We start from the raw sequence: 24,400 nt of genomic DNA, 5'->3' as shown, positions 1-24,400 counted from the left end.
GTCTTTTTAGCGTCGGGCACTGATGAGCTCTTCGGTCGGCTGCTCGTTATTGCGCTCTGCTACCCAAGCAGCAATGAGCTCCACGGCTTCGTTCACTGGCACACCATTGACCTGGGTACCGTCCAAGAAGCGGAAGGAAACAGCACCGGCCTCCACATCGCGGGCACCAGCGACCAACATGAATGGGACCTTAGCAGTGGTGTGATTGCGGATCTTCTTCTGCATGCGGTCATCAGAGGTATCCACATCGGCGCGGATACCCCTCTGGCGCAGCTGCGCGGCAACCTCTTCGAGATGCGGGGAGAATTCATCGGCCACCGGAATGCCCACCACCTGGTGCGGTGCCAGCCATGCTGGGAAGGCGCCGGCATAGTGCTCCAGCAGCACACCGAAGAAACGCTCAATGGAGCCGAAGAGCGCACGGTGAATCATGATCGGGCGCTTCTTTGTTCCGTCAGACGCAGTGTATTCCAGCTCGAAGCGCTCCGGCAGATTGAAGTCCAATTGCACGGTAGACATCTGCCAGGTACGGCCGATAGCATCGCGGGCCTGGACCGAAATCTTCGGGCCGTAGAATGCTGCGCCTGCTGGGTCCGGTACCAGTTCGAGGCCGGACTTTTCCGCGACCGATTGCAAGATGGAAGTAGAGCGATCCCAAATCTCATCGGAACCTACGAACTTATTCGGATCCTTGGTGGAAAGCTCCAGGTAGAAATCAGACAGGCCGTAGTCCTTCAACAAGGAAATGATGAAGTCGAGGACCTTGGTGAGTTCTTCTTCCAGCTGTTCTTCGGTGCAGTAAATGTGCGCATCGTCCTGGGTAAAACCGCGGGCACGGGTGAGACCGTGGACCACGCCGGACTTTTCGTAGCGGTAGACGGTGCCGAACTCAAATAGGCGCAGCGGCAACTCGCGGTAGGAACGGCCACGGGATGCAAAAATCAGGTTGTGCATCGGGCAGTTCATGGGCTTGGCGTAGTAGTCCTGCGGCTCCTTGACGGTATTGCCCTCTTCGTCATACTCGCCGTCGAGCTGCATTGGCGGGAACATACCATCGGCGTAGAAGTCGAGGTGGCCCGACTTCTTAAAAAGGTCTCCCTTAGTGATATGCGGGGTGTTGACAAAGGAGTAGCCGGCCTGCACGTGGCGGTTACGGGAGTGGTTTTCCATCTCCATACGCACGGTGGCGCCATTCGGATGGAATACAGGGAAACCGGAGCCAATCTCATCTGGGAAGGAGAAGAGGTCTAGTTCTTGGCCCAGGCGGCGGTGGTCGCGCTTTTCCGCCTCTTCCACCATGGTCTGGTAGGCCTCCAGAGCTTCCTTGGACTCAAAAGCGGTGCCGTAAATGCGCTGCAGGCCAGCCTTAGACTGATCACCGCGCCAATAGGCGGCAGAAGAACGGGTCAGTGTGAAGGCCGGGATGTACTTGGTGGTCGGGACGTGCGGTCCGCGGCAAAGATCGAACCACTCTACTTCCCCGGTGCGCGGGTTGATGTTGTCATAGTGGGTAAGATCGCCGGAACCAACCTCTGCGGCCTCGTCGGAGTCCGGGTCGACGTTGCCCTTGTCTTGGACCAGCTCGAGCTTGAAGGGTTCTCCGGCAAGCGCTTGTTTCGCTTCCTCAGCAGATTCGTAGACATGGCGCTCAAAGCGCTGGCCGCCCTTGATGATCTTCTTCATGCGCTTTTCAATCGCCTTGAGATCTTCTGGGGTAAAAGGCTCAGCGGTCTGGAAATCGAAGTAGAAGCCATTCTCAATGGCCGGGCCGATGCCCAGCTTGGTACCGGGGAACTCGGCCTGCACGGCCTGTGCCATGACGTGACCGCAAGAGTGGCGGACGACGGCGCGGCCGTCTTCCTCGCAGGCGGCAACCGGGGTGAAGGTGGATTCCGTGTCGGGGGTATGCGACAAATCAAAGAGAGTGCCGTCCTCGCTGCGAACGACTACGACAGCCTCTGGGCCCTTGTTGGGAAGGTTGAGCTCTCGCATTGCTGCACCCACGGCCTGGCCGGCGGGTACGGTGAAGGAATCGTAATTGACCGGTACTGCGGGGATGAGTTCCGCCATAATCGCGCTCCTTTTTGCGCTCGTGCGTCGGCGGCATACCTGGCCGCTTCCGCTATTTAAATTTACGGATAGCTATTCTACAACCCTGCGTGCTCGCAAAGCGATTTTGCCCACCATGATTCGCGTCCATCCGCATCGAGGGTGCCCGGCGGGCAGAAATACATAGCGGAGCCGATATGGGTCAGCCACTCATTCATCAGGTCAGATTTATCCAAACGGGCCTGGATAGGCTCGAATTGCTTGGTGGGATCCTGTTGGTAGCAGATGAAAACCTGGCCGATATTGGACAGCTGCCCTTCCTTGCCATCGGGAGCCAGCTCATAGTTATACGGGCGGCGCAGGATGCGCTGCTCTGGATGATCCGCCGGCGGGGCGGCAAGGGCCATGTGTGAGTTTTTATCAATCACCGGCAGACCATAGTCATCCACCGCGTTGAAGTCCGCGGCATCAAACTCATCCTCTCCAGTAAGCGGGGCGCCGGTGTCAAGCTTGCGGCCCACCGCATTTTCGCGGGAGGAGCGATCGAGCTTCTCCCACGTATCCACATTCATGCGAATGCGACGCACTACCATCGCCGTTCCGCCTTGCGCCCACTTCGGCCCCTTATCGATCCACACTTGGGCCGCAAAATCTTCCTCGCTGCGCGGATTAACGATGCCGTCCTTTTGGCCGAACATATTGCGCGCGGTAGCGCCCTTTTCTTGGCTGCCATAGGCATTAATAAACCCCTGCTGCAGCCACTTCACACTGGCATAATGCTCACTGGCACGCACCATATGACGCAGGGCGTAGGTATTCATCAGAGGATCATCGCAGCAAATCTGCAAGACGATATCGCTTTGTCCCCACTTGTGTTCCAGCTTATCGCGGTCGAAGGAACGCACACCTCCCAGCCAGTGTGGTTTCTCCACGCCGAGCAGGGAGAAAACCTTCTGGCCTAGACCACAGGTGATGGTCAAGTTGGCGGGCTGTTGCACCATTTCCGGCTCCAGCGTACCTAGCGGCGGCTCCCCGGTGCACAGCGCGCGGGCGTCCTCGGTCCACAGCTTCATGAGGTTGGCAAACTTCCGCTTGTCGACGCCCCTTTTAAGGTCAAACCCCACCAGATTCAGGTGAGCCTGCTCTGCGGTAGCAATGCCCGCCTGATGCTCGCCGTCAAAAGCCACGAGGGCGTCGGCAAGCGCGGGCTGCTCCTGGGCCTCAGCACCTGGGGAAGACCCCTGGATATTGCAGCCTGCCAACGCGAAGGCGCTAGTCGATACCGCAGCGCCAGTGAGAAAGCCCCTTCTGCTGAATCCAGACATGACTAGTGGTCGTGGCCTTCCTTGTTGTGGGACATTTCTCCGTGCTCCATGTGGGACATATCGTGGCCCTCCATATCGCCGTAGTCCTCATCCCCGGCAGGCATGCTACGCGTTTGGATCTCACCCAGATCGAGCTCTTCGCCGCCTTCAAGCTTCACCTTAAGGTCAAGGGATTCGCCGGGAGCGATGTGGCTTTCCATTTCCATGAGCATGAAGTGGTCACCGCCCGGTGCAAGTTCGTGGGATTCGCCGGCCTTAACCACCAACGGGCTCGACATTTCTTGCATCTTGCCGTCAACAGTCTCATGGATCTGGTTCACCTTGGCATTAAGGCTGGTGGAAAAACCGGTGATAGCGATGTCCTTATCGGTGTGGTTCACCAGGGTGCCAAAAATGGCAGTCATGTCCTTGTCCTCATTGGCGCGCACAACGGCATCTTCGAAGGTCAGGTCCTCGGCTGCGGCGGAGGAGGACTTCTCCGCAGCGCTGGTGGTGGCATCCGCCTTCGACTCGGTGGAGTCATTTTGGTTCTGTGGGGAGCAACCTGCCAGGGCGAGGCCGGCCACTGTCAGGCCTACAAGGGCAATGTTAGAAATCTTAGACATTATTTTTCACCTTCCGAATCAATGCGACGAGACTTGGCAATAAATAGGGCAACTACTGCGGCAATTGCCAGAACGCCGCCCACCCCCAGAATGATTTTCAGCGGCATTGACAGGCCCTCATCGCCGCGGGCTTCTATCGATTTAGAATCGGGCGCCTCGGTGTTCTCTGAGGCCTCACCCTTGACGGAAAATTTCACTCCGCCGCGGGTAGCGTGTCCATCCGAGGACGTGATTTGGAAACCAACTTGGTAGTTGCCTGGGCCAGGATTGACGTCCGCTGGAGTTTCAATGGTGAGGTCCCGTTCATGGAGCTTCGGCTCTTGGCTAAAAAGCTTCTCTCCCGTATCCGCGTTGGTCACGGCGAAGGTATTGAAATCTTCCTTGGGAATGCCAGAAAACTCGAGGGTGATTTCCTTAGGGAACTCATCGAGTTGTTCGCCGTCTTTGACCGAACCACCAATAACGGAGTCGTGCGCGATTGCGGCAGGCAACGACCCGCCAAGAACCAGTGCTGCAGTGCCTACTGCTGCGGCCGTACGGCGCAGCCAAGGTAAGCGGTAGCCCATAGATAGCTCCTTTGCTGTTGGAAATGCACAAGTTGAATTGTCAGACATACTAGCCGCGGGGCTTGCTAGAACAGCAATCGCGACAAGCAGGGCGTCGAGACATTTGTCGGCTTGAGGTGGGAAGGAGTTCCTATTTGGAAATAAAAAGAGGTATTTATCACTATCTAAGGCAAGTTGACTCAATTCCAACGGGCCTCGCTTTAGTCCCGCTCCATCTTTCGGGCACTAAAAAGCGGACCAGAAGTCATCAGTGAAGCAATAAACAAGACGGTACCTACGCCGATAAGTGCCAAAGGAAACGCCGCGCTGCCGTCGCCGTCACCCGCATCTGCCACATTAAGGCCCACAAAGAAAAGCACAGTTCCCGAAACAAAAGACGCGCAGCCGCAAGCTCCCACTACTAGCGGCACCACCAGTGTGCGTGGCATCATCCCTCCTCCGTCGAGTGTTTTTGACTTTCTAAGGGCAAGCGTATCGCACCACACACGGCAGAAGACATAGAAAAAGCCGCCCCTTTCGGGAGCGGCTATATGGAGCGGATGACGAGACTCGAACTCGCGACCCTCACCTTGGCAAGGTGATGCGCTACCAACTGCGCTACATCCGCATAACAAACCGAGATTTGTTGGCGAGTCCCATCGGGACTCTAGTGCGCGATACTGGGATTGAACCAGTGGCCTCTTCCGTGTCAGGGAAGCGCTCTCCCACTGAGCTAATCGCGCTTAATGCCCGAGGGCATTAAGAAGTTGAGGTGGAAACGGGAATCGAACCCGTGTGCACGGTTTTGCAGACCGTTGCCTCACCACTCGGCCATTCCACCGTGGCGATACCGCCTCACACAATACAGTGCTGGAGCGGATGACGAGACTCGAACTCGCGACCCTCACCTTGGCAAGGTGATGCGCTACCAACTGCGCTACATCCGCATGCGAAACCAAGCCCGGTTTCTAGGACAAAGTCCTTGTGCGCGATACTGGGATTGAACCAGTGACCTCTTCCGTGTCAGGGAAGCGCTCTCCCACTGAGCTAATCGCGCGCTATTCATTTAGAATCACTCTTCGCAGGAACATCCTTAGAAAAGCGTGGAGCGGATGACGAGACTCGAACTCGCGACCCTCACCTTGGCAAGGTGATGCGCTACCAACTGCGCTACATCCGCATTGCGCCGCAAAATTTGTATCGTTGCGGTGCGAGAAGAAACATTATCGTGCTCCGCCCCAGTTTCCAAATCCCCAGCCCAGCAGCATTCTTTTAGCCGCTGAAATTTCGCCTCTGGTCCCTTCAAAAACACACCGGTGTAATTCATCGAGAGAAATCGCCAATCAAATGACTCCTCAAAGGCGCCGCCTACCCAGCCAATTAGGTATTTCAAATTACACAGGTGTAAATTTAACCCCCGCAAGGTCCTATAGCTCAGTGGGAGAGCGTTCCGTTCACACCGGAAAGGTCACTGGTTCAATCCCAGTTAGGACCACCATTTCCCGCCCCTAGCTTCAATCTAAAGGAGACTGGGCGGGTTTCTTTGTATATCTGTAAAGTGTCCCGACGTGTTGTGGATTCTTTTAGGCATTATAGCCGGACTCGTTCTCCCCATACAGACCCTGGTTAATACGCGCCTGCGCGCATCAACTGGCACCCCATTTTCTTCTTCGCTTATTTCCTTTGCCGTGGGCACGGTGACCTTGCTCATTATCGCAACGGCAGTCACCGGCGGTGACTTCGGAATTTCCCGGGCATTCGGCGAACCGCTGTGGATTTGGCTTGGCGGCTTACTTGGAGTGGTGGCTCTTACTGGAAACATCCTCTTGTTTCCTCATTTGGGCGCAGTCCAGACCGTCGTCCTTCCCATCGCAGGCCAGATCATGATGGGGCTCGTCATTGACCACTTGGGGCTTTTTGACTCCCCTGCTTCCCCACTAACCATCGTGCGCGCATTTGGGGCGCTGGTTGTGTTAGGTGGGGTAATCGCCATCGTCGCCGGGCCCGGCGCGCCTACGAAGAGCGAAGACTCCGCTGTTTCTTTGTGGCTGTGGCGCCTAGCCGGATTCGTCTTTGGCTGCTTTACCGCAAGCCAGTCCGCCATCAATGGTCATCTGGGTCAAATCACCGGGTCACCCGTCAGCGCGGCCTTAGTGTCTTTTACGATTGGCGTTTCTGCACTCGTTATTCTCAATACTGTCCTGCGCTGGCGCCCCCGTATCGAGCGTCCCGAGGGAAAGGCTAACCCATGGTGGATGTGGGTTGGCGGCGTCCTAGGCGCCTTGTTTGTCTTTGGCAACGCGGCCTTGGTTCCACAGATTGGCACGGGACTTACTGTGGTGGCGACTCTTCTTGGCTCTATGTTGGGTTCTGTTCTTATTGATCGTATGCGTGGTGCCCGCGTAGAGCTGCGTCAAATTATCGGCATTGCAGTTATTTTGATTGGAGTCATCCTGATCCGCTTGGTGTAGCCCCTCTGTTGCGGCTGTGGCCAACTCTTTACCATGCCGGGGATCTAGTGGCTTGGCTACACTGTGGTGGCATGGATATCTCATCGCTTTTGGGGTCTGATTCCGACGACGCATTCACCGTCCGCACGAATATGGTCAGCACATTGACTGGCTCAGCGACGATGAATCATGTTTCAGAAGACATGGGAAATGACACCGATGGACAGCTTTTTGCAGCTCTGCGGGAGTGGGCAGACGTGGTGTTGGTGGGCGCGCAAACGGTGCGTGCAGAAGACTACTCGGGCGTTGTGCCTAGCACCGATGGCTCGCGCCCAGCTCCTATCGCCGTTCCATCCCGCAGCCTAGATTTCGATATCGATTCGGACTTCTTTAACGACTTCACTACCCCACCTATCATCTTGGTCCCACACAGCAGCTGGGAGGATGAAGACATCGTTACCCGACTCGAGGCTATTCAAAGCACGGGGGCGGAGGTCTGCGATGCCGGTGAGGGAGGCGTGCGGGACTACCTATCCGTCTTGAAGGACCGCGGGTTTAAGCGCGTGCTATGTGAAGGCGGTCCAGGAATGATTGGGCAATTAGTGGACGCCGATGCGATTGACCAGATGTATTTGACCCTGGATCCTCATCTGTCTACCGGCGTCGAAACTCCCATGGCTACTTTTAAGGGCGAGCATTCCCACCGCCGCATGCAGCTGGACAATGTCGCAGCCGATACGGATGGCACGGTGTTTCTGCGGTATTCCCGCGACCACAAGGACGTAGACTAAGGGGCCGTGAATTCCCGAATCAATGCCGCCGCCTGGCCCGTGGCCATCCTGCTTGTTGTACATCGCGTATTCATCATTGCGCGCAACGGCACGCCAACGGATGATTTCACCACCGTGTATAACGCAGTGGCGCGCATGTCTAGCGGCCAGCCGGTCTACGAGCAGGCCTATAACCACGTGGACCCGCTATATCTGTACACCCCGGGTGCCACGCTGCTGCTTGCGCCATTAGGGCATCTAGACTTCTCCTTCGCGCGAGGACTATTCATCGTGGCAAATGCAGCCGCGATCGTCGCGGCACTGGCGGTGCTTACCCTTATAGTGGACCGCAAGCTTACTTCCCCCATTTGGCCAGTATCTATTGCATTGGCGTTTGTCACGGAGTCGGTGACCAACACACTCGCTTTTACCAATATTAACGGCATTCTTTTGCTGTGCATGGCTGTGTTCTTGTGGGCCTTCTTGCGGGCCGAGCACACCCCTTGGCTGGGCTGGGTGGCAGGCGTGGTCATTGGCCTGGCCATCGTGATTAAGCCGCAATTTGCGCCATTGCTCTTCCTGCCCTTAGTAAAGATCCAGTGGCGCAGCCTCGCCGGCGGCATCGGGGTTCCGGTGATTCTCAACCTACTGGCGTGGCCGGTAGTGCCGGGCGCGAGCGGCTTTTTAGAAAAACTCCTGCCCTATCTTTCGGAAACTCGTGACTATGCCAACTCTTCCTGGGCAGGTTTCCACGCCTACGTCGACTTTAGTACTGGGTTGTATTGGGCCGTGTGGTTGATTTTTGCCGCCCTTACGGCTGCAGCGATTCTCGGGCTTTTACGCTGGCGCAACTCCGACTCGACCTTGTGGGCGCTGACGACGAGCGGGTCAATCATGGTGGGAATCTTCTTCCTATCTTCCTTGGGCCAGCAGTACTATTCCATGTGGCTCTTCCCGCTGATGTTTACCGTTGTTCTCCCGCGCTCGGTGTTTCATTCCGCGGGAGCGTGGTTGGCGGCATTTCTCTTTTTGGCTCCGGTCTCGTGGGCGTCTACAGCGCACCCGGATGCTGGGCGTTGGATGAATTTTTTCACGGCCACGGCAGGATGGGCGCTGCTTATCGTCGCAATTTTCGCTACGGTCGCTGGCTGGTGGCGTGCCGCGCGCAGAGCGGTTTAGACTCGGCCCATGACCGATTTCAAGCTCATTGCTGATACCGAATGGCGCCAGCGCTTAAGCCCCGAGGAATACTATGTTCTGCGTGAGGCAGGTACGGAGCCGCCCCATGTAGGCGAGTACACCAATACGACCACAAAGGGCGTTTATTCTTGCCGTGCGTGTGGGACGGAGCTTTTCCGTTCCACGGAAAAGTTTGAGTCCCATTGTGGCTGGCCGTCCTTCTTCTCCCCGCTAGCAGGAGACAAAATCATCGAGCGAGAAGATAACTCGCTAGGCATGCGCCGCGTGGAGGTCTTGTGCGCCAACTGCGAATCGCACCTAGGCCACGTCTTTGAGGGCGAGGGCTACGATACCCCTACTGACTTGCGCTATTGCATCAATTCCATCTGCCTAGACTTGGAGGAAAAGCCGGTAGAAGGAGACACAGCTTAAAGGAGGGCTATATACAACAAAGCGCCTCGTCGGCAGCCTAGCTAAGAGGCTAGTGACGGGGCGCAGCCTGGGACGTCGCCAAGCAGTGCTTCTGCTAGGCGACGCTCCCTTTAGGGCAGTACTGCAATGAGTTCTGCTACGTCCTTCACGCGGCGGCCAGTGTGGAAGGGAATCTCCTCGCGCACGTGGTGGCGAGCTTCGGTGTAGCGCATCAGATACATCAGATCGACGATGCGGTGGAGCTCATCCGCCTCGAAAGCCAAGATCCACTCATAGTCGCCCAATGCGAAAGCTGGGACGGTATTCGCGCGCACATCAGGATAGTCGCGCGCCTGCATGCCATGCTCCATCAGAATACGGCGGCGCTTTTCATCATCCATCGTGTACCAGTCATAAGAGCGAACGAAGGGATACACCGAAATCCACTCCTTAGGCTCCTCACCCATGATAAACGACGGCAGGTGCGACTTATTAAACTCTGCCGGACGGTGCAAGGAGTTGCCTACCCAGGTCACTTCGCTGACCTGGCCAAGGACAGTCTCGCGGCGGAAATCCCCAAAGACCTTTTGTAAATCAGAGAATTCCTCAGCGTGCCACCAAATCATGAAGTCAGCAGAATCACGCATAGCCGTGAGGTCATAGATGCCGCGCACCGTTACTTTGCCTGCCTTCTCGACGTCGGCGAAGAACTGTTGCGCTTGGGCAATGATCTCCGCTCGCTCGGTGCCGAGTGCGCCCGGAATCACCTTGAAGACTGCGTGCTGGGAATATTGCTGAACTGCGTTGAGTTCCTTGTAGTCAAGCTTCGCCATTGCGTTCTCCTTTGCAGAAGCCTCTGAGTAAACGAACATATCCATCATAAGTTGGATATGACACCTTGTCACTTCTCCCACCGCAGGGAGGGCGACACACTCTCACATCGGCGCGCCTCCCCCAGCTAGAGGCCGCGAAACTATAGCTTGAACGTCGTGAGCAATTCCGAATCGACCACCCCACGCAGCGCCGAGGCTTCCACCCCTACCCCTTTGCACGGGCAGGCGGACAGCCACGAGCCAGCCACCCCCGCCGCTTTCACCCAAGCAGTGGAGTCCATGCACGCGGCCGACCTGCGCCCCGAGATAACCCTCGGCTCCATTCGCCCACCGCAACGGCTTGCGCCGTTTAGCCACGCGATCGGCCTTGAGGTGGGAAGCGAAGACAGCCCTGACATCGTGCCCACTGATACAGAAGGCGATGCCTTTGGCCGCCTCATCTTGCTCCATGATCCGGGCGCTGAGGAAGCCTGGGAAGGTGCTATGCGCTTGGTGGCTTATATTCAGGCCGATATGGACGATGCCGTAGCAGGCGATCCGCTCTTGCCCGATGTGGCCTGGCAATGGCTCAATGAAGGCCTAGAAGAGGAAGGCGCTGGCCACACCAACTTGGGCGGCACCGTCACCTCCACCGCGTCCGTGCGTTTTGGCGAGATTGGCGGCCCACCACGCGCGTACCAAATCGAAATGCGTGCTTCGTGGACCGCCGAAGGACTCGATCTGGCACCACACGTACAGGCTTTTGCAAAGGTATTAGCCAACGTTGCCGGCCTCCCCCCAGAAGGCGTTACCGAGCTCGGCCGCTAGAATGCCAGAATTGCGCAGCCGGCCGCTAGAGGGCATTCCACCAACCCTTGCCACCCCGGAGGAATTCACCGCTGCCGCGGCCCGCCTAGCCGCAGGTACGGGCCCGTTTGCTATTGACACTGAACGCGCCTCCGGTTATCGCTACGATGACCGCGCCTTCGTGGTGCAGATTCGCCGGCGCGGCGCGGGCACAATGCTCTTTGCCCCGGAAGGCCACCGGGAAGAGCTCACATCCGCCCTTGCCCCAGTGCTCAACGGGACGGAATGGATAATTCATGCCGCTCATTCGGATTTGCCTTGCCTCGGGTGGCTCGGACTATTCCCTGCCTCCGTCTTTGATACCGAGCTAGCGGCGCGGCTCGCTGGCTTTGAACGCCCCAATCTGGCCACTATGGTCGCGGAGCTTTTCGACGTCGAATTGGAAAAGGGCTACGGCGACGCTGATTGGTCAACCCCGCAGCTTAGCGAGGAGCTCAAGGCGTATGCCGCACTAGATGTAGAGCTGCTTCTCGAGCTGGCCGAATCTCTGCGCGATATCTTGGCCGAACAAGACAAAATGGACTGGGCACTGGAAGAGTTTTCCGCCATAGTCCAAGAACATGCCGGTGACACTGCTCCCCAACCGCAAACATGGCGGGATCTGAAAGGAACTTCCAGCCTCCGCAGCGGCAGCCAGCTCGCCGCCGCTCGGGCACTGTGGCTCAAGCGTGACGCTATCGCACGGCGCACCGATACTGCACCCGGCCGAGTACTAGCAAATAAGACGCTGGTAGAAATTGCGCGCGCCCTTCCCACCACCGGCGGCGAACTTGCCCGCATCAAGGGGTTTCCGCGCCGACAAAGGGGAGCTACCGCCCGCTGGATGGCGGTACTTAATCAAGCACGCGCTGTTCCCCCGCAGCAGCGGCCTCGTATCCACCGCGCTCCGCAACCAGTTCCCTCCAAAACCATCTGGGCAAAGGACTACCCAGACCTGTGGGAGATATACCAGACCATTCGCGCGGACATCGCGGATCTCGCCACTGATTTAGGTATGCCTTCCGAGCTTCTTATCCGCCCGGCCGCCCTCCGTGCCGCAGTGTGGGCGAAGGTGGGCATGCAAGCCAATAAGCGCCACCGCGGGCCTGATTCTGTTGCCGGCACCATCCGCCAGCCAGACGACGTCGCCACCTTCTTACGGGCAGAAGGCTCGCGCGAATGGCAAATAGAAATGACCACCCCACGCATCGTAGACGGACTTTTCTAACACTGCTTATCCCCGCTAGGTTTAGTTTTCTTCTCCTAGCGCATTGGCATCTGCGGTGAGGTTTTCCAGCCACTCGCTAATCGACGCCGCCATGAGCTCCGGAGTCAGACCGAACTCCTCCAGCACCTCGCCACGGGAACCGTGCTTGGGGAAGTACCCCGGTACGCCGAGCCGGCGCACGGGCGTATCTACTTCAGCTGCACCGAGGGCCTCCGAAATCATGGAGCCAATGCCGCCGCGAATCAAGCCATCTTCTGCCGTAACCACCAGATCGTGGTCGGCGGCGAGGGCCACAACGGAACTTGCTACCGGTGCAACCCAGCGCGGGTCGATAACGGTGACGTTAATACCCTGCTCTCCCAGCAGCTTTGCTGCCTCGATGCTGCGTGCGGACATCGCACCGATGGAGATAATAAGCACCTCAGGGGTGTCCTCACCAGCATCGGCCTCGCCGTAGTGGAGGATGTCTACGCCATCGCCCAAGGTATCCACTGCTTCCATATCCGGTAGCAGATTACCCTTGGGGAAACGGACTACAGACGGGCCGGAGTCGATCTCTAGTGACTCGCGGAAGAGCTCGCGCAGGCGCGCACCATCGCGCGGGGCAGCAATATGCATGCCCGGTACGATGCTCATGAGAGCCATATCCCACACGCCGTTGTGCGATGCTCCATCGGAACCGGTAACCCCGGATCGGTCGAGCACGATGGTTACTGGCAGCTTCAGCAGCGCAATATCCATAATGACCTGATCCACGGCGCGATTTAAAAAGGTGGAATACACTGCCACGACGGGATGCATGCCTCCAAGCGCCAAACCAGAAGCAGAGGTCATGGCGTGCTGCTCAGCGATGCCTACATCAAAGAAACGCTCTGGGAAGCGCTCTTGGAACGGCGAAAGCCCAGTAGGACCTGCCATAGCAGCGGTAATGGCTACAATATCTTCGCGCTTTTCGGCAGCGGCCAAAAGCTCTTCCGAAAAGGCCGCCGTCCAGCCAGGCTGCTTGGTGCCCTTAGCCACACCGGTGACCGGATCGATAGCACCGGTGGAGTGCATCTGATCCTTTGGCTCATTGACGGCCGGGGCAAAGCCGTGTCCCTTCTCAGTAACCACATGCACGATGATGGGCCCCTCATAATCGCGGGCATAAGTCAGGGCGTGGACCAAGCTATCGATATCATGACCGTTGATGGGTCCGATATATTTCATGCCCAGTTCCGGGAACATCTCGGTGGGCAAGACCGTGGACTTGACTCCCTCCTTCATAGCATGGAGAGCATCAAAGGCTCGCTCACCGACCCAACCCATTTGCTTCAGGCGGCGCTTGCCCTGCTCCATCAGCTCGTCGTAGCCATGCTGTGAGCGGATGCGACCGAGATTTTCAGAGATACCTCCGATGGTGGGCGAATAACTGCGACCGTTGTCGTTGACTACGATGACCGCATTGCGGTCCTTGTCCTCGGAAATATTATTCAGCGCTTCCCAGCACATGCCGCCGGTGAGAGCACCATCGCCGACCACACCAATGACATTGCGGTGACCATCGCCGCGAATCTTTAAAGCCTTAGACAAGCCGTCCACCGTCGACAGCGACGCCGAAGCGTGGGAGGATTCGGTCCAGTCATGCTCGGACTCGCCGCGGTCCGTATAGCCGGAAAGGCCGTCCTTTTGCCGCAACGTATCGAACTGATCCGTGCGGCCAGTCAGCATCTTATGCACGTAGGACTGGTGCGAGGTGTCAAAAATGATGGGCTCGCGCGGAGAATCAAATACGCGATGCAACGCGATGGTTAGCTCCACCACTCCCAAATTGGGCCCCAAATGTCCGCCCGTGACGGACACTTTTTCAATGAGGCGCTGCCGAATCTCTGCCGCAAGCTCCTCAAGCTTGTCTGCAGACAGTGCCTTGAGGTTCTGCGGCGAGTTAATGGTATCCAAGATAGTCATGGAGCGGCCTTCAACTCCTTCTGTGCTTAGTTCTTCTTTTCTACCGTACCCGCGCCGGTTGGTAATTATTATATCGGTCGTAGTTCTGGGACAGCGCGGCTTCGCCCCCAGCTACAGCCGGGCGCCCATGCGGCACACTAGGCGGGCGTAATGAGCGCAATCGTTTCGAAATGGTGTGTTCCGGGAAATGCGTTGATTAGCGCCATCTTTTCGATTTCGTATCCGAACCGATCCCAGTATCCCAAATCGCGGGCGAAGGTGGCAGGGTCACATCCCACGTGAATGACTGCCTGGGGTGCGGCAGCAGCCACGGAGCGGATCACGTCCTCTCCCGCGCCAGTGCGTGGGGGATCTAGGACTACAGCGCCAGGCTTAGGAAGTTGCTCAGCGACTTGCTCCACCTTCGCGGACTTTACTTCCACATCAAATTCCGCAAGGCCCGGCTGCTCTCCCGCGGTTGCTGCTGGCGAATAATCCACGGAAATGACCTTGCCATGCACCGCAGTGGCCAGTGCCGGAACAAAAAGGCCCACGCCACCGTAGAGATCCCAAGCTGTGTGCTCCTGGTAGTCGCGGCCGCCGAGCCAGTCCGCTACCAGCTGGGTATACACCGCCGGCGCGTTCCTATGCGCCTGCCAAAAGGCGGTGGCGGGAAACCTAAACTCCCGCCCGCCTACGTATTCTTGCACCTTGCCGTTTCCTTCAACCACCTCGCGGATAGTTTCCACGCGGCGACCGCGCGGGGCTTTGCGGGTTTCTACTACGTGGCGATTTCCCTCACCATCGAAAACGGCAATGACCTCTGCGCCTGGGGTAAAGCGACGAGCACCTTCTCCGACAAGGCCTTCAGCCAACCCCGGTGCTAGCTGCGTGCAGGCGGCCCCTGTTATGAGCTCATTTGAGCGACGCTCACGGGTTCCAGCTCGCCCTTGCTGGTCGACGCCCCACCGCACCCGAGTGCGCCATCCCCTCACCGGTTCAAGGGTGTTTTGTTCAATTTCCAGCCCCTCACCGGTTACTACACCTGTGCGGCGCAATTGCTCCGATAAGATCGCTGCCTTGATGCCGGTTTCGGCGGCTGGATCTAGCTCTGCAAAATCGCAGCAACCTGCTCCTTGTGCGGCAGCTGGGCACGATGATGGTACGCGCACAGGTCCCGGGGCAATTACGCCTTCTAGGTCCGCCTTAATAAACGACTTTTTTACGCGGCCAGCCGTAGCCTTAACGACATCGCCTGGAAATGCGCGCGGAACGAAAACTACGCGCCCATCGGGGGCCTGGCCGATGCCTTCGCCACCGTGCGCCATGCGGTCGATGGTGACCTCAAGAATATCGCCACGACTAATCGTAGATTCAGTCATTTTCTGCCTCAGACTCCTGTTGTGGTTCTGCGTGGGTACCCTCTCTTGCTGGCGTGGCCGCTTCAACGGCAGCATCCGCGCGGCGCACCATCCACACGGTGAGCGCAGTGATCAGAAGGGTCAATGGCCACCCCATCAAGATCCTGGTCACGCCCAAAGCTGTGGTTGCATCGGCATCATAGATGGCGCGCTGAACTACAAAGCGAGCGAGAAAAATTACCGCCCATCCGCCGGTAGCTATGGCATAAGCCCGGCGCGCCTGTGGGATCTTTTGCCACAGCATTTCCTCGCCGTTAATCCCCTTCCAGATAACGCCCACTGCAGGCCACCGGAAAAGGATTGATAATACCGCGGCAATGCACAGCGCCAACGACATCCAGATGCCGTACAAGAAATAGCCCTTTGCATCACCGGTAAACCAAGCAATGGCTGCACACAGAGCCACTCCCAGTAGACCCGATATGGCCGGCTGCAGGGTCTCTTTACGGACCACCCGCCAGATAGCGATGATGACGGCCACGCCTAGCGCAGCTGCCAAGGCTGGCCCCAGCCCGAAGAAATTATTGACAGGAATCAGCACAATTACCGGCAAGGTGGCCGAAACGAGTCCGGAAAAGCCACCCATCTGTTCTAACAAAGTCGGTTCAGACTGAGCCTCATCAGACTCAAGAGTCTTAGCGTCCGGCAAGGATTGCGGCGAGGAAGAGTGTGTCACGTGGTTTACTGCTTTGTTTAGTTCTGACTATCAGGTGCAGAGCCCTCATCGGGATTCCGCGGGGACGATCCATTCTCACCCTCCTGTGGGGTGCCGCCCAAATCGCGCAGGTGTTGTTCCGTCTCTGCTTCTGCGGCAGGGTCTGGGCCGCCCACATTGTTTTCGGGGTGGTTTTGGGCATTAGCAGCTGCCTGCTGTTCCTGCTGACGCTGGTCCATGGCCTTCTTTACTTGCTCCACGAGTTGCTCGGGCATGATGACCGGCAACGCATTTCCCGCCAAGATGGGATCTTCGCCGCGGTAGACGAAGGTACGCGCAGCTACCTCACGGGCCAGTTCTGCTAGTTCAGCTTCCATACCAGACGGTGCTGCTAGGGTCATGCGCAGCATCCAGCGAGGACCATCAGCCCCAATGACACGTACCTGACCGTTGTCATTTTTGCCTACGACCTCAGCGCCCCAAGGGCCCGGTTCGGTAGCAACATTAAGCCCATCGCGGCTCATGCCTTCCTTGATTTCCTCCACGGATTCTGCCCACTGACCTGGCTTACGTGGAGCGGCGAAGGCTACCGGAGTAATTCGTCCTACCTTGGTCACGATGTGCAGCATCCGTGGGCCTTGCTCGCCCATTTCCACCTGCACCTGGGATTCCTTAGGAAGTGGAATGCGCAGGGAGCCCAGATCCAATACGCCAATGGAAAAATCGCTGAAGTCAAAGGTCTCAATATCTACGGAATCGCCATCGAAGGGGCCAGTCTGGCCGTTAATGGCATCATGGGCGAATTCTCGAGGCTGATTACCAGAGGCCGCCGCTGCATCTGCTGCGGTATCTTCTACCGGAGCATAAGAGTCCTGTGCTTCCTTGCCAGCAGACTTTGGGGCTGACGGCTCTTCGTTATCTGCCGCAGGCATGTCCTGGGTCTTCTTTTCTTCTTTGTTCTTCTTTCCAAAGGGCCAAATTCCCATGGTTTTCGTCCTTCCTAAAAGCTTCGTGGAGTCTCTATCGCTTTAGCTACACACCGGTGGAGCCATAGCCGCCGGCTCCGCGGACGGTGTCATCCAATTCTTCAACCTCAGCAAAACCAACCAGCTCTACGCGCTGAACCACGAGCTGGGCGATACGCATACCGCGCTCGATTTCGATTGGGGTATGCCGGTCATGGTTGATAAGGCACACCTTGATCTCCCCGCGGTAGTCCGCATCCACAGTTCCCGGGGTATTGACAACGGACAGCCCCTGCTTAGCGGCGAGGCCGGAACGTGGATGAATCAAACCGACTGTTCCTAGCGGCAGCGCAATTGCGATCCCCGTGCCGACGAGAGCGCGCTCACCGGGTTGCAGGGTCAGCGTTTCTGCCGCGTAGAGGTCCGCACCTGCATCGCCGCGGTGGGCACGGTGCGGTAGGGGAAGCTCCTTATCCAAACGCTTTACTTTAATGTCCCCAAACGGGCTTTCTGGTCGAGAATGTGGAAACGAGTCAGTCACTTGGCCAATCCTACCTGCCTTGGGAGGTTCATTCTGCGCCCCCTGTGGACTAGACTGACTAGACGTGTCTGATTCATCTGCTACTTCCGCAACTCCGACACCCTCGAGCGCCGCTTCGGCACAGGGCACGGAGGCCCCTCAGGTGCTCTACCACGAACGCCAGTGGGTCCCTTGGTACTTTTGGCTTTTCGCAGCCGCCATCGTGGCACTTACTTCCGCTACTGCCGGCCTTAACCGCTCCGTGTGGTGGATTGTTATTCCCGCGGTATTGCTTGGCGCTATCGCCGTCTGGGTACTAATTACGTGGTCCAATACAGTTGTCAAGGTAGAGCGCGACCCAGATGGTACGCGTTGGCTCACAGTCAAAGATGCCCAACTGCCCAATGATGTGGTCTCGCGGTCTATTACCGTCCCTAAGTCTGCGCGACGCAATGCGCTGGGCCCGCAGTTAGATCCCGCAGCGTTCCTGGTTTCCCACGCTTGGGTGGATGAACACGCCATGATGGTGCTCAATGATCCTGAGGACGATACTCCTTATTGGCTCATCGCCTCAAAGGATCCGGAAGCTTTGCTCCACGCCTTCGTCCCGGACCAGCACTAGTTCGCAACGACTTAATGGCCTAGCGCCACCGTAATTTTGATGGCGAAAACAAACCCCGCATTCGGCTTTAAAAACTTTTGCCGAGTGCGGGGTTTAGTATCTGCCAAGTGTCCCTTTTAGGCACAATCCTTACAGATAGGCTGGCCGTCCTCATCGTGGGAGTAGCGCTTATTGGACTGCACAAGGAAACAAGATGCGCAGGTGAACTCGTTTTCCTGACGAGGTACTACCTCAACATTAAGTTCCTCACCGGTGAGATCGACCGATGGCGGCTGGAAGGCTTCGACAATTTCTCCGTCATCATCCATGCCGTTGTTGTCGCTCTCCGCGGCTTTGAGTCCTTCTAAGGAATCAGTTTCGAGTTCATCTTCCGCGCGGCGGCGCGGTGCGTCATAATCGGTGGCCATAATGCACGCCCCTTATGGTCAAGTTGCTTTAAGGAATGGGTTTTATCGATCGCGCATAGTAAAGCACAAATGGCTAGATGTCATCTCACCGCTCGCCGGCGCGAGAAACTTTTACCCCCGCAACGCGCCCGTAGCGCCGTGTGCTGCTAAAAGCTTTTCAAAGGCGGGGGCCAAATCTGCCCCCGCAGCCCATGTGAGCTCACCTTGAGCGGAACCTTTATCAAAGCCAGGATGGTGCACCACCGCACCTGCCTCGCGGGCAATAATTGCCCCGGCGGCAAAATCCCAGGCATTAATACCGTGCTCAAAGTAAGCGTCGACAGTGCCCTCAGCCACGCGGCACAAGTCCAACGCGGCAGCGCCAATACGGCGGATATCACGCACTTCGAGCAAAAGTTTAGTAAGCAGTTGTGCTTGCGCTGCCCTTCTTTGGGAACCGTAGCCGAAGCCGGTAGCTACCAAGGCCAACGCGGGATCTGATGTTTGGCCACAGCGAAGCAGGTGGGGCTTTTCGTCTGGACCGGTAACCGTGGCCCCTTGTCCGGCCGCGGCTGCATAAGTGCGCCCACGTGCCACGTTGACCACCGCGCCAGCTACTAGGCGCCCCTGATATTCCGCACCGATGGAAACTGCAAAGTCTGGCACTCCGTAGAGGAAATTCACAGTGCCATCAATCGGATCCACAATCCAGGTAACACCGCTGGTGGAGTCCACATTGGAGCCTTCTTCCCCAAAAATTCCATCCCCTGGACGTGCGGTGCGAATGGTGGTGGCGATGAAATCCTCTGCAGCGGTATCGACTTCCGTTACCGGGTCGACGTTGCTGGACTTGGTCTGGGTATGCGCCGCGATACCATCACCGGCTACAAGTTCTGCGCGCCGCGAGGTAATCAATTCGGCTGCGCGCTTGGCAGTAGAGACGGCAAAATCTCGCAATTGGAGAAAATCGATCTGCTCAGTCATGCCAACTATTGTGCCTTCTTCTAGACTGTCGGGCATGACTACACTTTCTGGCCATTCCTTTGGCATCGATATCGGCGGTTCCGGCATTAAAGGCGCTGAGGTGGACCTTGCCACCGGCGAGTTCGTGGGCGAGCGTATGAAAATCGCCACCCCCCAGCCATCTACGCCGCATGATGTCGCCAAGGTAGTAGCTCAAATCGTGCGGGAAAAGCAGTGGGACGGTCCCGTCGGCATCACCCTGCCTTCCGTGGTTCGCAATCAAGAAGTCGAGACCGCTGCGAATATTTCCAAGGACTGGATTGGGGTCAAGACCACAGAGCTATTTGCCGACTACTTAGATGCAGATTTTGCTGTGCTAAACGACGCCGACGCGGCGGGCCTAGCAGAGGTTGCCTACGGAGAGGGCATCGCCAAGCAAGGCTCCGTTATCTTCCTAACGCTCGGCACCGGCATCGGCTCGGCTTTCTTTTTAGATGGCCAACTTTTTCCTAATACTGAACTGGGACACATGATCGTGGGCGACGATGAAGCTGAAAAGCTTGCGTCTTCGGCCGTAAAGGACCGCGAAGACCTCAAATACAAACAATGGACAAAGCGTCTCAACAAGGTTCTTGCGGAATATGAAAAGCTGTTCAACCCGCAGGCTTTCCTCATCGGGGGTGGAATCTCGCGCAAGTTTGAAAAATGGGGACCCCACCTTGACATTGATACCCCTGTTATGCCTGCACAACTGCGCAATCGCGCAGGAATTGTCGGCGCCGCAATGGCGGCAGTAAACGGTTTGAAACCGTAAATGCGCACCCTGTGGGTGACCCTATCCACCGGCAGAAAGGAAAGATCCTCTATACTGGGCGGTCGATCCTAAGTTAAATAGCTCTAGGGCGCGTCTGGCCTGCATAAGACCACAACGCGTTAACATCACATTGATGCACGAGCGCCCGACAAGGGCGCACTGAGCTGTTTCAATCAAAAAGCAAGTCGAAAGGGCGTACGTGGCAGCCACTGAATCTTCAGACCAGGCACTCGGCGAGGGCGAAAACGCCGCTGAGGCATCTACTCCTGCAAAGAAGACCGCCAAGAAGACGGCAAAGAAAACTGCGAAAAAGACGGCTAAGAAGACGGCGAAAAAGACCGCTAAGAAAACAGCCAAGAAGACCACTAAAAAGTCGGCCAAGAAGACCACTAAGAAGTCTGCCAAGAAGGCCACCAAGAAGACGGTCCGGAAATCCGCGGCGAAAAAGCAGGAGTCCCCGGCAGAGTCCGAGAAGCAGGCACAGCCGGAGGTAGATGACGAGCTCGAGGAGGACGAGCGCGACGAGAACGTCGACTTCGATCCCACCAATGCGGATATCGAAGATGATGATGACTTCGAAGCCGGTGAAGACCTCGAGGACGATGACCTCGAAGAGGACTTGGACGAAGACGATGAGGAAGAAGAGGAAGACTCCTCCTCCGTCTGGGATGAGGAAGAATCCGCGGCGCTGCGCCAGGCGCGCAAGGATGCCCAACTAACCGCTTCTGCTGACTCCGTACGCGCCTACCTCAAGCAGATTGGTAAGGTGGCCCTCCTCAACGCCGAGCAGGAGGTTTCCCTAGCCAAGCGCATTGAGGCCGGCCTGTACGCGCAGCACCGCATGGATGAGATGGAAAAAGCCCGCGCCGAAGGCGATAAGGCTGCCAAGCTCTCCCCTATGGAAAAGCGCGACCTGCGCAGCATCGCTCGCGATGGCCGCAAGGCCAAAAACCACCTGCTGGAGGCCAACCTGCGCCTGGTGGTTTCCTTGGCTAAGCGCTACACCGGCCGCGGCATGGCTTTCTTGGACCTCATTCAGGAAGGCAACTTGGGTCTCATCCGCGCCGTAGAGAAATTCGACTACACCAAGGGCTATAAGTTCTCTACCTACGCCACCTGGTGGATCCGCCAGGCCATTACCCGCGCTATGGCAGACCAGGCCCGTACCATCCGCATCCCGGTGCACATGGTGGAAGTCATCAACAAGCTGGGCCGCATCCAGCGCGAGCTTCTGCAGGACCTGGGCCGCGAGCCCACCCCGCAAGAGCTGGCAAAGGAGATGGATATCACCGAGGAAAAGGTGCTCGAAATCCAGCAGTACGCCCGCGAGCCCATTTCCTTGGATCAGACCATCGGTGACGAAGGCGATTCGCAGTTGGGCGACTTCATCGAGGACTCCGAGGCTGTCATTGCGGTCGACGCCGTATCCTTTACCTTGCTGCAAGATCAGCTCCAAGACGTGCTGACTACCCTATCCGAGCGAGAAGCTGGTGTGGTTCGTCTGCGCTTCGGCCTGACCGACGGCATGCCGCGCACTTTAGACGAGATCGGTCAAGTCTACGGGGTTACCCGCGAGCGCATTCGCCAGATCGAGTCCAAGACCATGTCGAAGCTGCGCCACCCGTCTCGTTCTCAGGTTCTGCGCGATTACCTCGACTAATCACTGCAACCGCACGAGAAATAGAGCCCGCACCATTTCGGTGCGGGCTTAATTTCTAGCTCCTCAACGGCAAAGTTACTCGAGCTACCACTTGCGAGCTACCACTTGCGCAGGTATTCGATGCGCTCGCGTAGCTGGTCGGCATTGCACAGCGCGGTGGGCGGGCCGCCACAGGCCTTGCGGACCTCGGTATGGATAGCACCATGCGGGCGTCCGGAGCGCTGGGCGGCGATGGATACTACCGTGTTAAGTTCCTTGCGCAGCTGACCTAGCTCATCGACGACCCCGGTATCGCTTGACTCCGCCTCCACAGCCTTCTTCCGCGAGGCCGGCGCATAGTCCATGCCATAAAGCTTGCGACGGTGAGCTTCCTCGGCCTCAGCCGCGCGCCGCGCCTTTTCCTCCGCCTCGCGACGGTCCATTTCCTCGGATTGCTTCTTGCGCAGCAAGTCCTTGACTTGGTCCGCATCGAGCAGCCCGGGAATACCAAGGAAGTCGGCTTCTTCATCGGTAGTCATGTCCCCAGTGTTGAACTGGGAACCGTTATAGAGCAGTCCGGAGAATTCAGCCTCGGCGCCTAGCGACTCATAAGACTTCTCCAGCATGTCCGGTTCGGTCTTCTTCTGATTCGCCTGCTCTAGCAGTTCATCGTCCCAGCCTTCCTTGTCCGGCTTTTCCTCACCCAACACGTGATCGCGGGACTTTTCCATATTTTCTGCCAAGCCCAGCAAGACAGGCACCGAAGGAAGGAAAACGGAAGCGGTTTCGCCCGGCATGCGAGAGCGCACGAAGCGGCCGATGGCCTGGGCGAAAAACAGCGGGGTCGAGGCGGACGTCGCATAAACGCCTACCGCCAAGCGCGGGACGTCCACGCCCTCAGATACCATGCGCACCGCCACCATCCACTCATCGGTGGACTCAGAAAATTCCTGGATGCGGTCTGAGGAACCGGGGTCATCAGACAAAATCACCGACACCGGCGTATTGGAAAGTTGCTTGAGGATCTTGGCATACGCGCGTGCGGTTGTCGTATCCGATGCCAGCACGAGTCCGCCGGCATCCGGCATATTGCGCCGCATTTGCATCAAACGGGTATGCGCTGCCTGCAGCACAGCAGGAATCCACTCGCCCTTGGGGTCCAACGCGGTGCGCCAGGCACGGGCGGTTTGCTCCGCATTCATAATGTCGCCCAGGCGGGCGGCATGTTCCTCGCCAGCCGAATCCCGCCAGCGGGCCTCGCCGGAGTAAGAAAGGAAGACAACGGGGCGCACGACGCCGTCGGCAAGCGCATCGCCATAGCCATAAGTGTGGTCCGAGCGAGAGACCTTGTGGCCCTCCCCATCGTCGACGTACTGGACGAATGGAATTGGCGAATCATCGGAGCGGAAAGGCGTACCGGTAAGCGCCAAGCGATGGTTGACATCGTCGTAGGCTTCCTTGACACCATCGCCCCAGCTCTTGGCATCACCGGCGTGGTGAATCTCATCCAGGATCACCAACGTGCGCCGAGCAGAAGCCACCGCGCGGTGTTTAAAGGGGTGCATTCCTACCTGTGCATAGGTCACCACGATGCCATCCATCGAAGGATTGACCGCGGAGGAATTGCTAAACGCGGGATCCAAAGCCAGACCTACCCGGGCGGCAGCGCTAGACCACTGAGTTTTGAGGTGCTCGGTCGGCACGACCACAATGACGCGCTCGACCGTGCGGTCTTCCATGAGCTCGGTGGCAATGCGCAGCGCGAAGGTGGTTTTTCCGGCGCCTGGGGTCGCCACCGCCATAAAATCCTGCGGTTTAGTGGCGAGGAATTTATCGAGCGCGGATTGCTGCCAGGCGCGGAGGTTCGTCTTCTTAAAGGTCCTCACTTGCGGCGCAGACCCTTATAAACGCGCTCACAATCGGGGCATACCGGAGAACCCGGCTTTGCCTGCTTGGTCACCGGGAAGGTCTCGCCACACAGCGCAACGACGTATTTGCCGTTCACTGCGGAATCGAGGATGTGATCCTTTTTGACGTAATGGAAGAACTTCGGCGTGTCATTATCCGTCGTCGAAGTGTCTTCACGAATATCTGGCCGTTCAATTGTCTTCGTAGTCGTAGTCACGTGCTCCATTTTGCCGCATCGGCATCGAACTTTGCGAGTCATGCGTCTACCCTTGGAGAACATGTACACGTCATGCATGCTAGCCGCTGCACCCCTCTCCCCTTATCGAGGGATCTCCGCTTCACACGAGGGGAGCTGGGTCTA

Annotated in this window: 24 protein-coding genes and 7 tRNA genes; 10 read left to right on the top strand and 21 right to left on the bottom strand. The window is 57.5% G+C overall.

The window, feature by feature from the left end:
* Positions 1–6: 6 nt before the first annotated feature.
* The 11 genes from thrS to L8V22_RS01815 form a co-directional block, all read right to left on the bottom strand.
* Positions 7–2,070 (bottom strand): threonine--tRNA ligase, encoded by a 2,064-nt coding sequence (thrS, locus tag L8V22_RS01865; RefSeq protein WP_238799957.1) that lies wholly within the window; start codon positions 2,068–2,070, stop codon positions 7–9.
* 77 nt (positions 2,071–2,147) lie between these two features.
* Entirely contained in the window at positions 2,148–3,374 is a 1,227-nt protein-coding gene (locus tag L8V22_RS01860) for a Dyp-type peroxidase (RefSeq protein WP_238799948.1), read from the bottom strand.
* A gap of 2 nt (positions 3,375–3,376) precedes the next feature.
* Positions 3,377–3,979, bottom strand: a complete 603-nt coding sequence (locus L8V22_RS01855) for a copper chaperone PCu(A)C (RefSeq protein WP_238799946.1) — start codon at positions 3,977–3,979, stop codon at positions 3,377–3,379.
* Positions 3,979–4,545, bottom strand: a complete 567-nt coding sequence (locus L8V22_RS01850; protein ID WP_238799944.1) for a copper resistance CopC family protein — start codon at positions 4,543–4,545, stop codon at positions 3,979–3,981. The genes L8V22_RS01855 and L8V22_RS01850 overlap by 1 nt, the downstream gene beginning before the upstream one ends.
* A 200-nt stretch (positions 4,546–4,745) precedes the next feature.
* Positions 4,746–4,973 (bottom strand): hypothetical protein, encoded by a 228-nt coding sequence (locus tag L8V22_RS01845; protein ID WP_269966380.1) that lies wholly within the window; start codon positions 4,971–4,973, stop codon positions 4,746–4,748.
* A gap of 103 nt (positions 4,974–5,076) precedes the next feature.
* Positions 5,077–5,152: transfer RNA gene (locus tag L8V22_RS01840), tRNA-Gly, on the bottom strand.
* Positions 5,153–5,195: 43 nt separating this feature from the next.
* Positions 5,196–5,267: transfer RNA gene (locus L8V22_RS01835), tRNA-Val, on the bottom strand.
* A gap of 27 nt (positions 5,268–5,294) precedes the next feature.
* Positions 5,295–5,365 (bottom strand) — tRNA-Cys (locus L8V22_RS01830).
* 30 nt (positions 5,366–5,395) lie between these two features.
* Positions 5,396–5,471 (bottom strand) — tRNA-Gly (locus L8V22_RS01825).
* Between the two features lie 38 nt (positions 5,472–5,509).
* Positions 5,510–5,581, bottom strand: a tRNA-Val gene (locus tag L8V22_RS01820).
* A gap of 47 nt (positions 5,582–5,628) precedes the next feature.
* Positions 5,629–5,704, bottom strand: a tRNA-Gly gene (locus L8V22_RS01815).
* Between the two features lie 243 nt (positions 5,705–5,947).
* Between L8V22_RS01815 and L8V22_RS01810 the strand changes: the two genes are divergently transcribed.
* The 5 genes from L8V22_RS01810 (at position 5,948) to msrB (ending at position 9,355) form a co-directional block, all read left to right on the top strand.
* Positions 5,948–6,022, top strand: a tRNA-Val gene (locus tag L8V22_RS01810).
* A 70-nt stretch (positions 6,023–6,092) separates the two neighbouring features.
* Complete coding sequence (locus L8V22_RS01805) at positions 6,093–6,995, top strand: DMT family transporter (RefSeq protein WP_238799940.1); 903 nt, start codon at positions 6,093–6,095, stop codon at positions 6,993–6,995.
* 71 nt (positions 6,996–7,066) lie between these two features.
* Positions 7,067–7,765: a pyrimidine reductase family protein gene (locus tag L8V22_RS01800; RefSeq protein WP_238799938.1), complete on the top strand. Its 699-nt coding sequence runs from the start codon at positions 7,067–7,069 to the stop codon at positions 7,763–7,765.
* Positions 7,766–7,771: 6 nt separating this feature from the next.
* A complete protein-coding gene (locus tag L8V22_RS01795; RefSeq protein ID WP_238799936.1) occupies positions 7,772–8,923 on the top strand; it encodes a glycosyltransferase family 87 protein in 1,152 nt (383 codons plus the stop codon).
* A 9-nt stretch (positions 8,924–8,932) separates the two neighbouring features.
* On the top strand, positions 8,933–9,355 hold the full coding sequence (gene msrB / locus L8V22_RS01790) for a peptide-methionine (R)-S-oxide reductase MsrB (RefSeq protein WP_238799928.1): 423 nt from the start codon (positions 8,933–8,935) through the stop codon (positions 9,353–9,355).
* Between the two features lie 110 nt (positions 9,356–9,465).
* On the opposite strand, the gene hemQ is transcribed toward msrB, so the two are convergent.
* Entirely contained in the window at positions 9,466–10,167 is a 702-nt protein-coding gene (gene hemQ / locus L8V22_RS01785; RefSeq protein WP_238799926.1) for a hydrogen peroxide-dependent heme synthase, read from the bottom strand.
* Positions 10,168–10,314: 147 nt separating this feature from the next.
* On the opposite strand from hemQ, the gene L8V22_RS01780 reads away from it, so the two are divergent.
* Entirely contained in the window at positions 10,315–10,974 is a 660-nt protein-coding gene (locus L8V22_RS01780) for a DUF3000 domain-containing protein (RefSeq protein WP_420839928.1), read from the top strand.
* A gap of 1 nt (position 10,975) precedes the next feature.
* Entirely contained in the window at positions 10,976–12,220 is a 1,245-nt protein-coding gene (locus L8V22_RS01775) for an HRDC domain-containing protein (protein ID WP_238799924.1), read from the top strand.
* A 21-nt stretch (positions 12,221–12,241) separates the two neighbouring features.
* On the opposite strand, the gene dxs is transcribed toward L8V22_RS01775, so the two are convergent.
* The 5 genes from dxs to dut form a co-directional block, all read right to left on the bottom strand.
* Positions 12,242–14,167 carry a 1-deoxy-D-xylulose-5-phosphate synthase gene (dxs, locus tag L8V22_RS01770; RefSeq protein ID WP_238799922.1) on the bottom strand — a complete coding sequence of 642 codons (1,926 nt, stop codon included), beginning with the start codon at positions 14,165–14,167 and terminating at the stop codon, positions 12,242–12,244.
* A 137-nt stretch (positions 14,168–14,304) separates the two neighbouring features.
* Positions 14,305–15,528 carry a class I SAM-dependent RNA methyltransferase gene (locus tag L8V22_RS01765; protein ID WP_238799915.1) on the bottom strand — a complete coding sequence of 408 codons (1,224 nt, stop codon included), beginning with the start codon at positions 15,526–15,528 and terminating at the stop codon, positions 14,305–14,307.
* Complete coding sequence (locus L8V22_RS01760; protein WP_238799913.1) at positions 15,521–16,243, bottom strand: DUF3159 domain-containing protein; 723 nt, start codon at positions 16,241–16,243, stop codon at positions 15,521–15,523. The genes L8V22_RS01765 and L8V22_RS01760 overlap by 8 nt, the downstream gene beginning before the upstream one ends.
* 17 nt (positions 16,244–16,260) lie before the next feature.
* On the bottom strand, positions 16,261–17,208 hold the full coding sequence (locus L8V22_RS01755; RefSeq protein ID WP_238799911.1) for a DUF3710 domain-containing protein: 948 nt from the start codon (positions 17,206–17,208) through the stop codon (positions 16,261–16,263).
* Positions 17,209–17,254: 46 nt separating this feature from the next.
* Positions 17,255–17,728 carry a dUTP diphosphatase gene (gene dut / locus L8V22_RS01750; RefSeq protein ID WP_238799909.1) on the bottom strand — a complete coding sequence of 158 codons (474 nt, stop codon included), beginning with the start codon at positions 17,726–17,728 and terminating at the stop codon, positions 17,255–17,257.
* Positions 17,729–17,870: 142 nt separating this feature from the next.
* On the opposite strand from dut, the gene L8V22_RS01745 reads away from it, so the two are divergent.
* Positions 17,871–18,329 (top strand): DUF3093 domain-containing protein, encoded by a 459-nt coding sequence (locus L8V22_RS01745; protein ID WP_238800069.1) that lies wholly within the window; start codon positions 17,871–17,873, stop codon positions 18,327–18,329.
* Between the two features lie 116 nt (positions 18,330–18,445).
* Here the strand turns inward: L8V22_RS01745 and L8V22_RS01740 are convergent, their stop codons facing one another.
* Together L8V22_RS01740 and L8V22_RS01735 are read right to left on the bottom strand one after the other, a co-directional pair.
* On the bottom strand, positions 18,446–18,736 hold the full coding sequence (locus L8V22_RS01740) for a DUF4193 domain-containing protein (protein ID WP_238799907.1): 291 nt from the start codon (positions 18,734–18,736) through the stop codon (positions 18,446–18,448).
* A 111-nt stretch (positions 18,737–18,847) separates the two neighbouring features.
* Entirely contained in the window at positions 18,848–19,735 is an 888-nt protein-coding gene (locus L8V22_RS01735; RefSeq protein WP_238799899.1) for an inositol monophosphatase family protein, read from the bottom strand.
* Here L8V22_RS01735 and ppgK point away from each other — a divergent pair.
* The gene (ppgK, locus tag L8V22_RS01730) at positions 19,734–20,492 is read left to right on the top strand and encodes a polyphosphate--glucose phosphotransferase (protein WP_238799897.1); all 759 of its coding nucleotides are present in this window, start codon (positions 19,734–19,736) and stop codon (positions 20,490–20,492) included. The genes L8V22_RS01735 and ppgK overlap by 2 nt on opposite strands.
* 199 nt (positions 20,493–20,691) lie before the next feature.
* Positions 20,692–22,152, top strand: a complete 1,461-nt coding sequence (locus L8V22_RS01725; protein ID WP_238799895.1) for an RNA polymerase sigma factor — start codon at positions 20,692–20,694, stop codon at positions 22,150–22,152.
* A 98-nt stretch (positions 22,153–22,250) separates the two neighbouring features.
* Here the strand turns inward: L8V22_RS01725 and L8V22_RS01720 are convergent, their stop codons facing one another.
* Both L8V22_RS01720 and L8V22_RS01715 read right to left on the bottom strand, forming a co-directional pair.
* Positions 22,251–24,017, bottom strand: a complete 1,767-nt coding sequence (locus tag L8V22_RS01720) for a DEAD/DEAH box helicase (RefSeq protein ID WP_238799880.1) — start codon at positions 24,015–24,017, stop codon at positions 22,251–22,253.
* The gene (locus tag L8V22_RS01715) at positions 24,014–24,265 is read right to left on the bottom strand and encodes a DUF3039 domain-containing protein (protein ID WP_238800067.1); all 252 of its coding nucleotides are present in this window, start codon (positions 24,263–24,265) and stop codon (positions 24,014–24,016) included. Before L8V22_RS01715 ends, L8V22_RS01720 begins: the two co-directional genes overlap by 4 nt.
* Between the last annotated feature and the right edge of the window lie 135 nt (positions 24,266–24,400).

The organism is Corynebacterium yonathiae, assembly GCF_027570195.1.
In the GTDB taxonomy this organism is placed as follows: domain Bacteria; phylum Actinomycetota; class Actinomycetes; order Mycobacteriales; family Mycobacteriaceae; genus Corynebacterium; species Corynebacterium yonathiae.
This window is presented reverse-complemented; position numbering and strand designations above follow the sequence as displayed.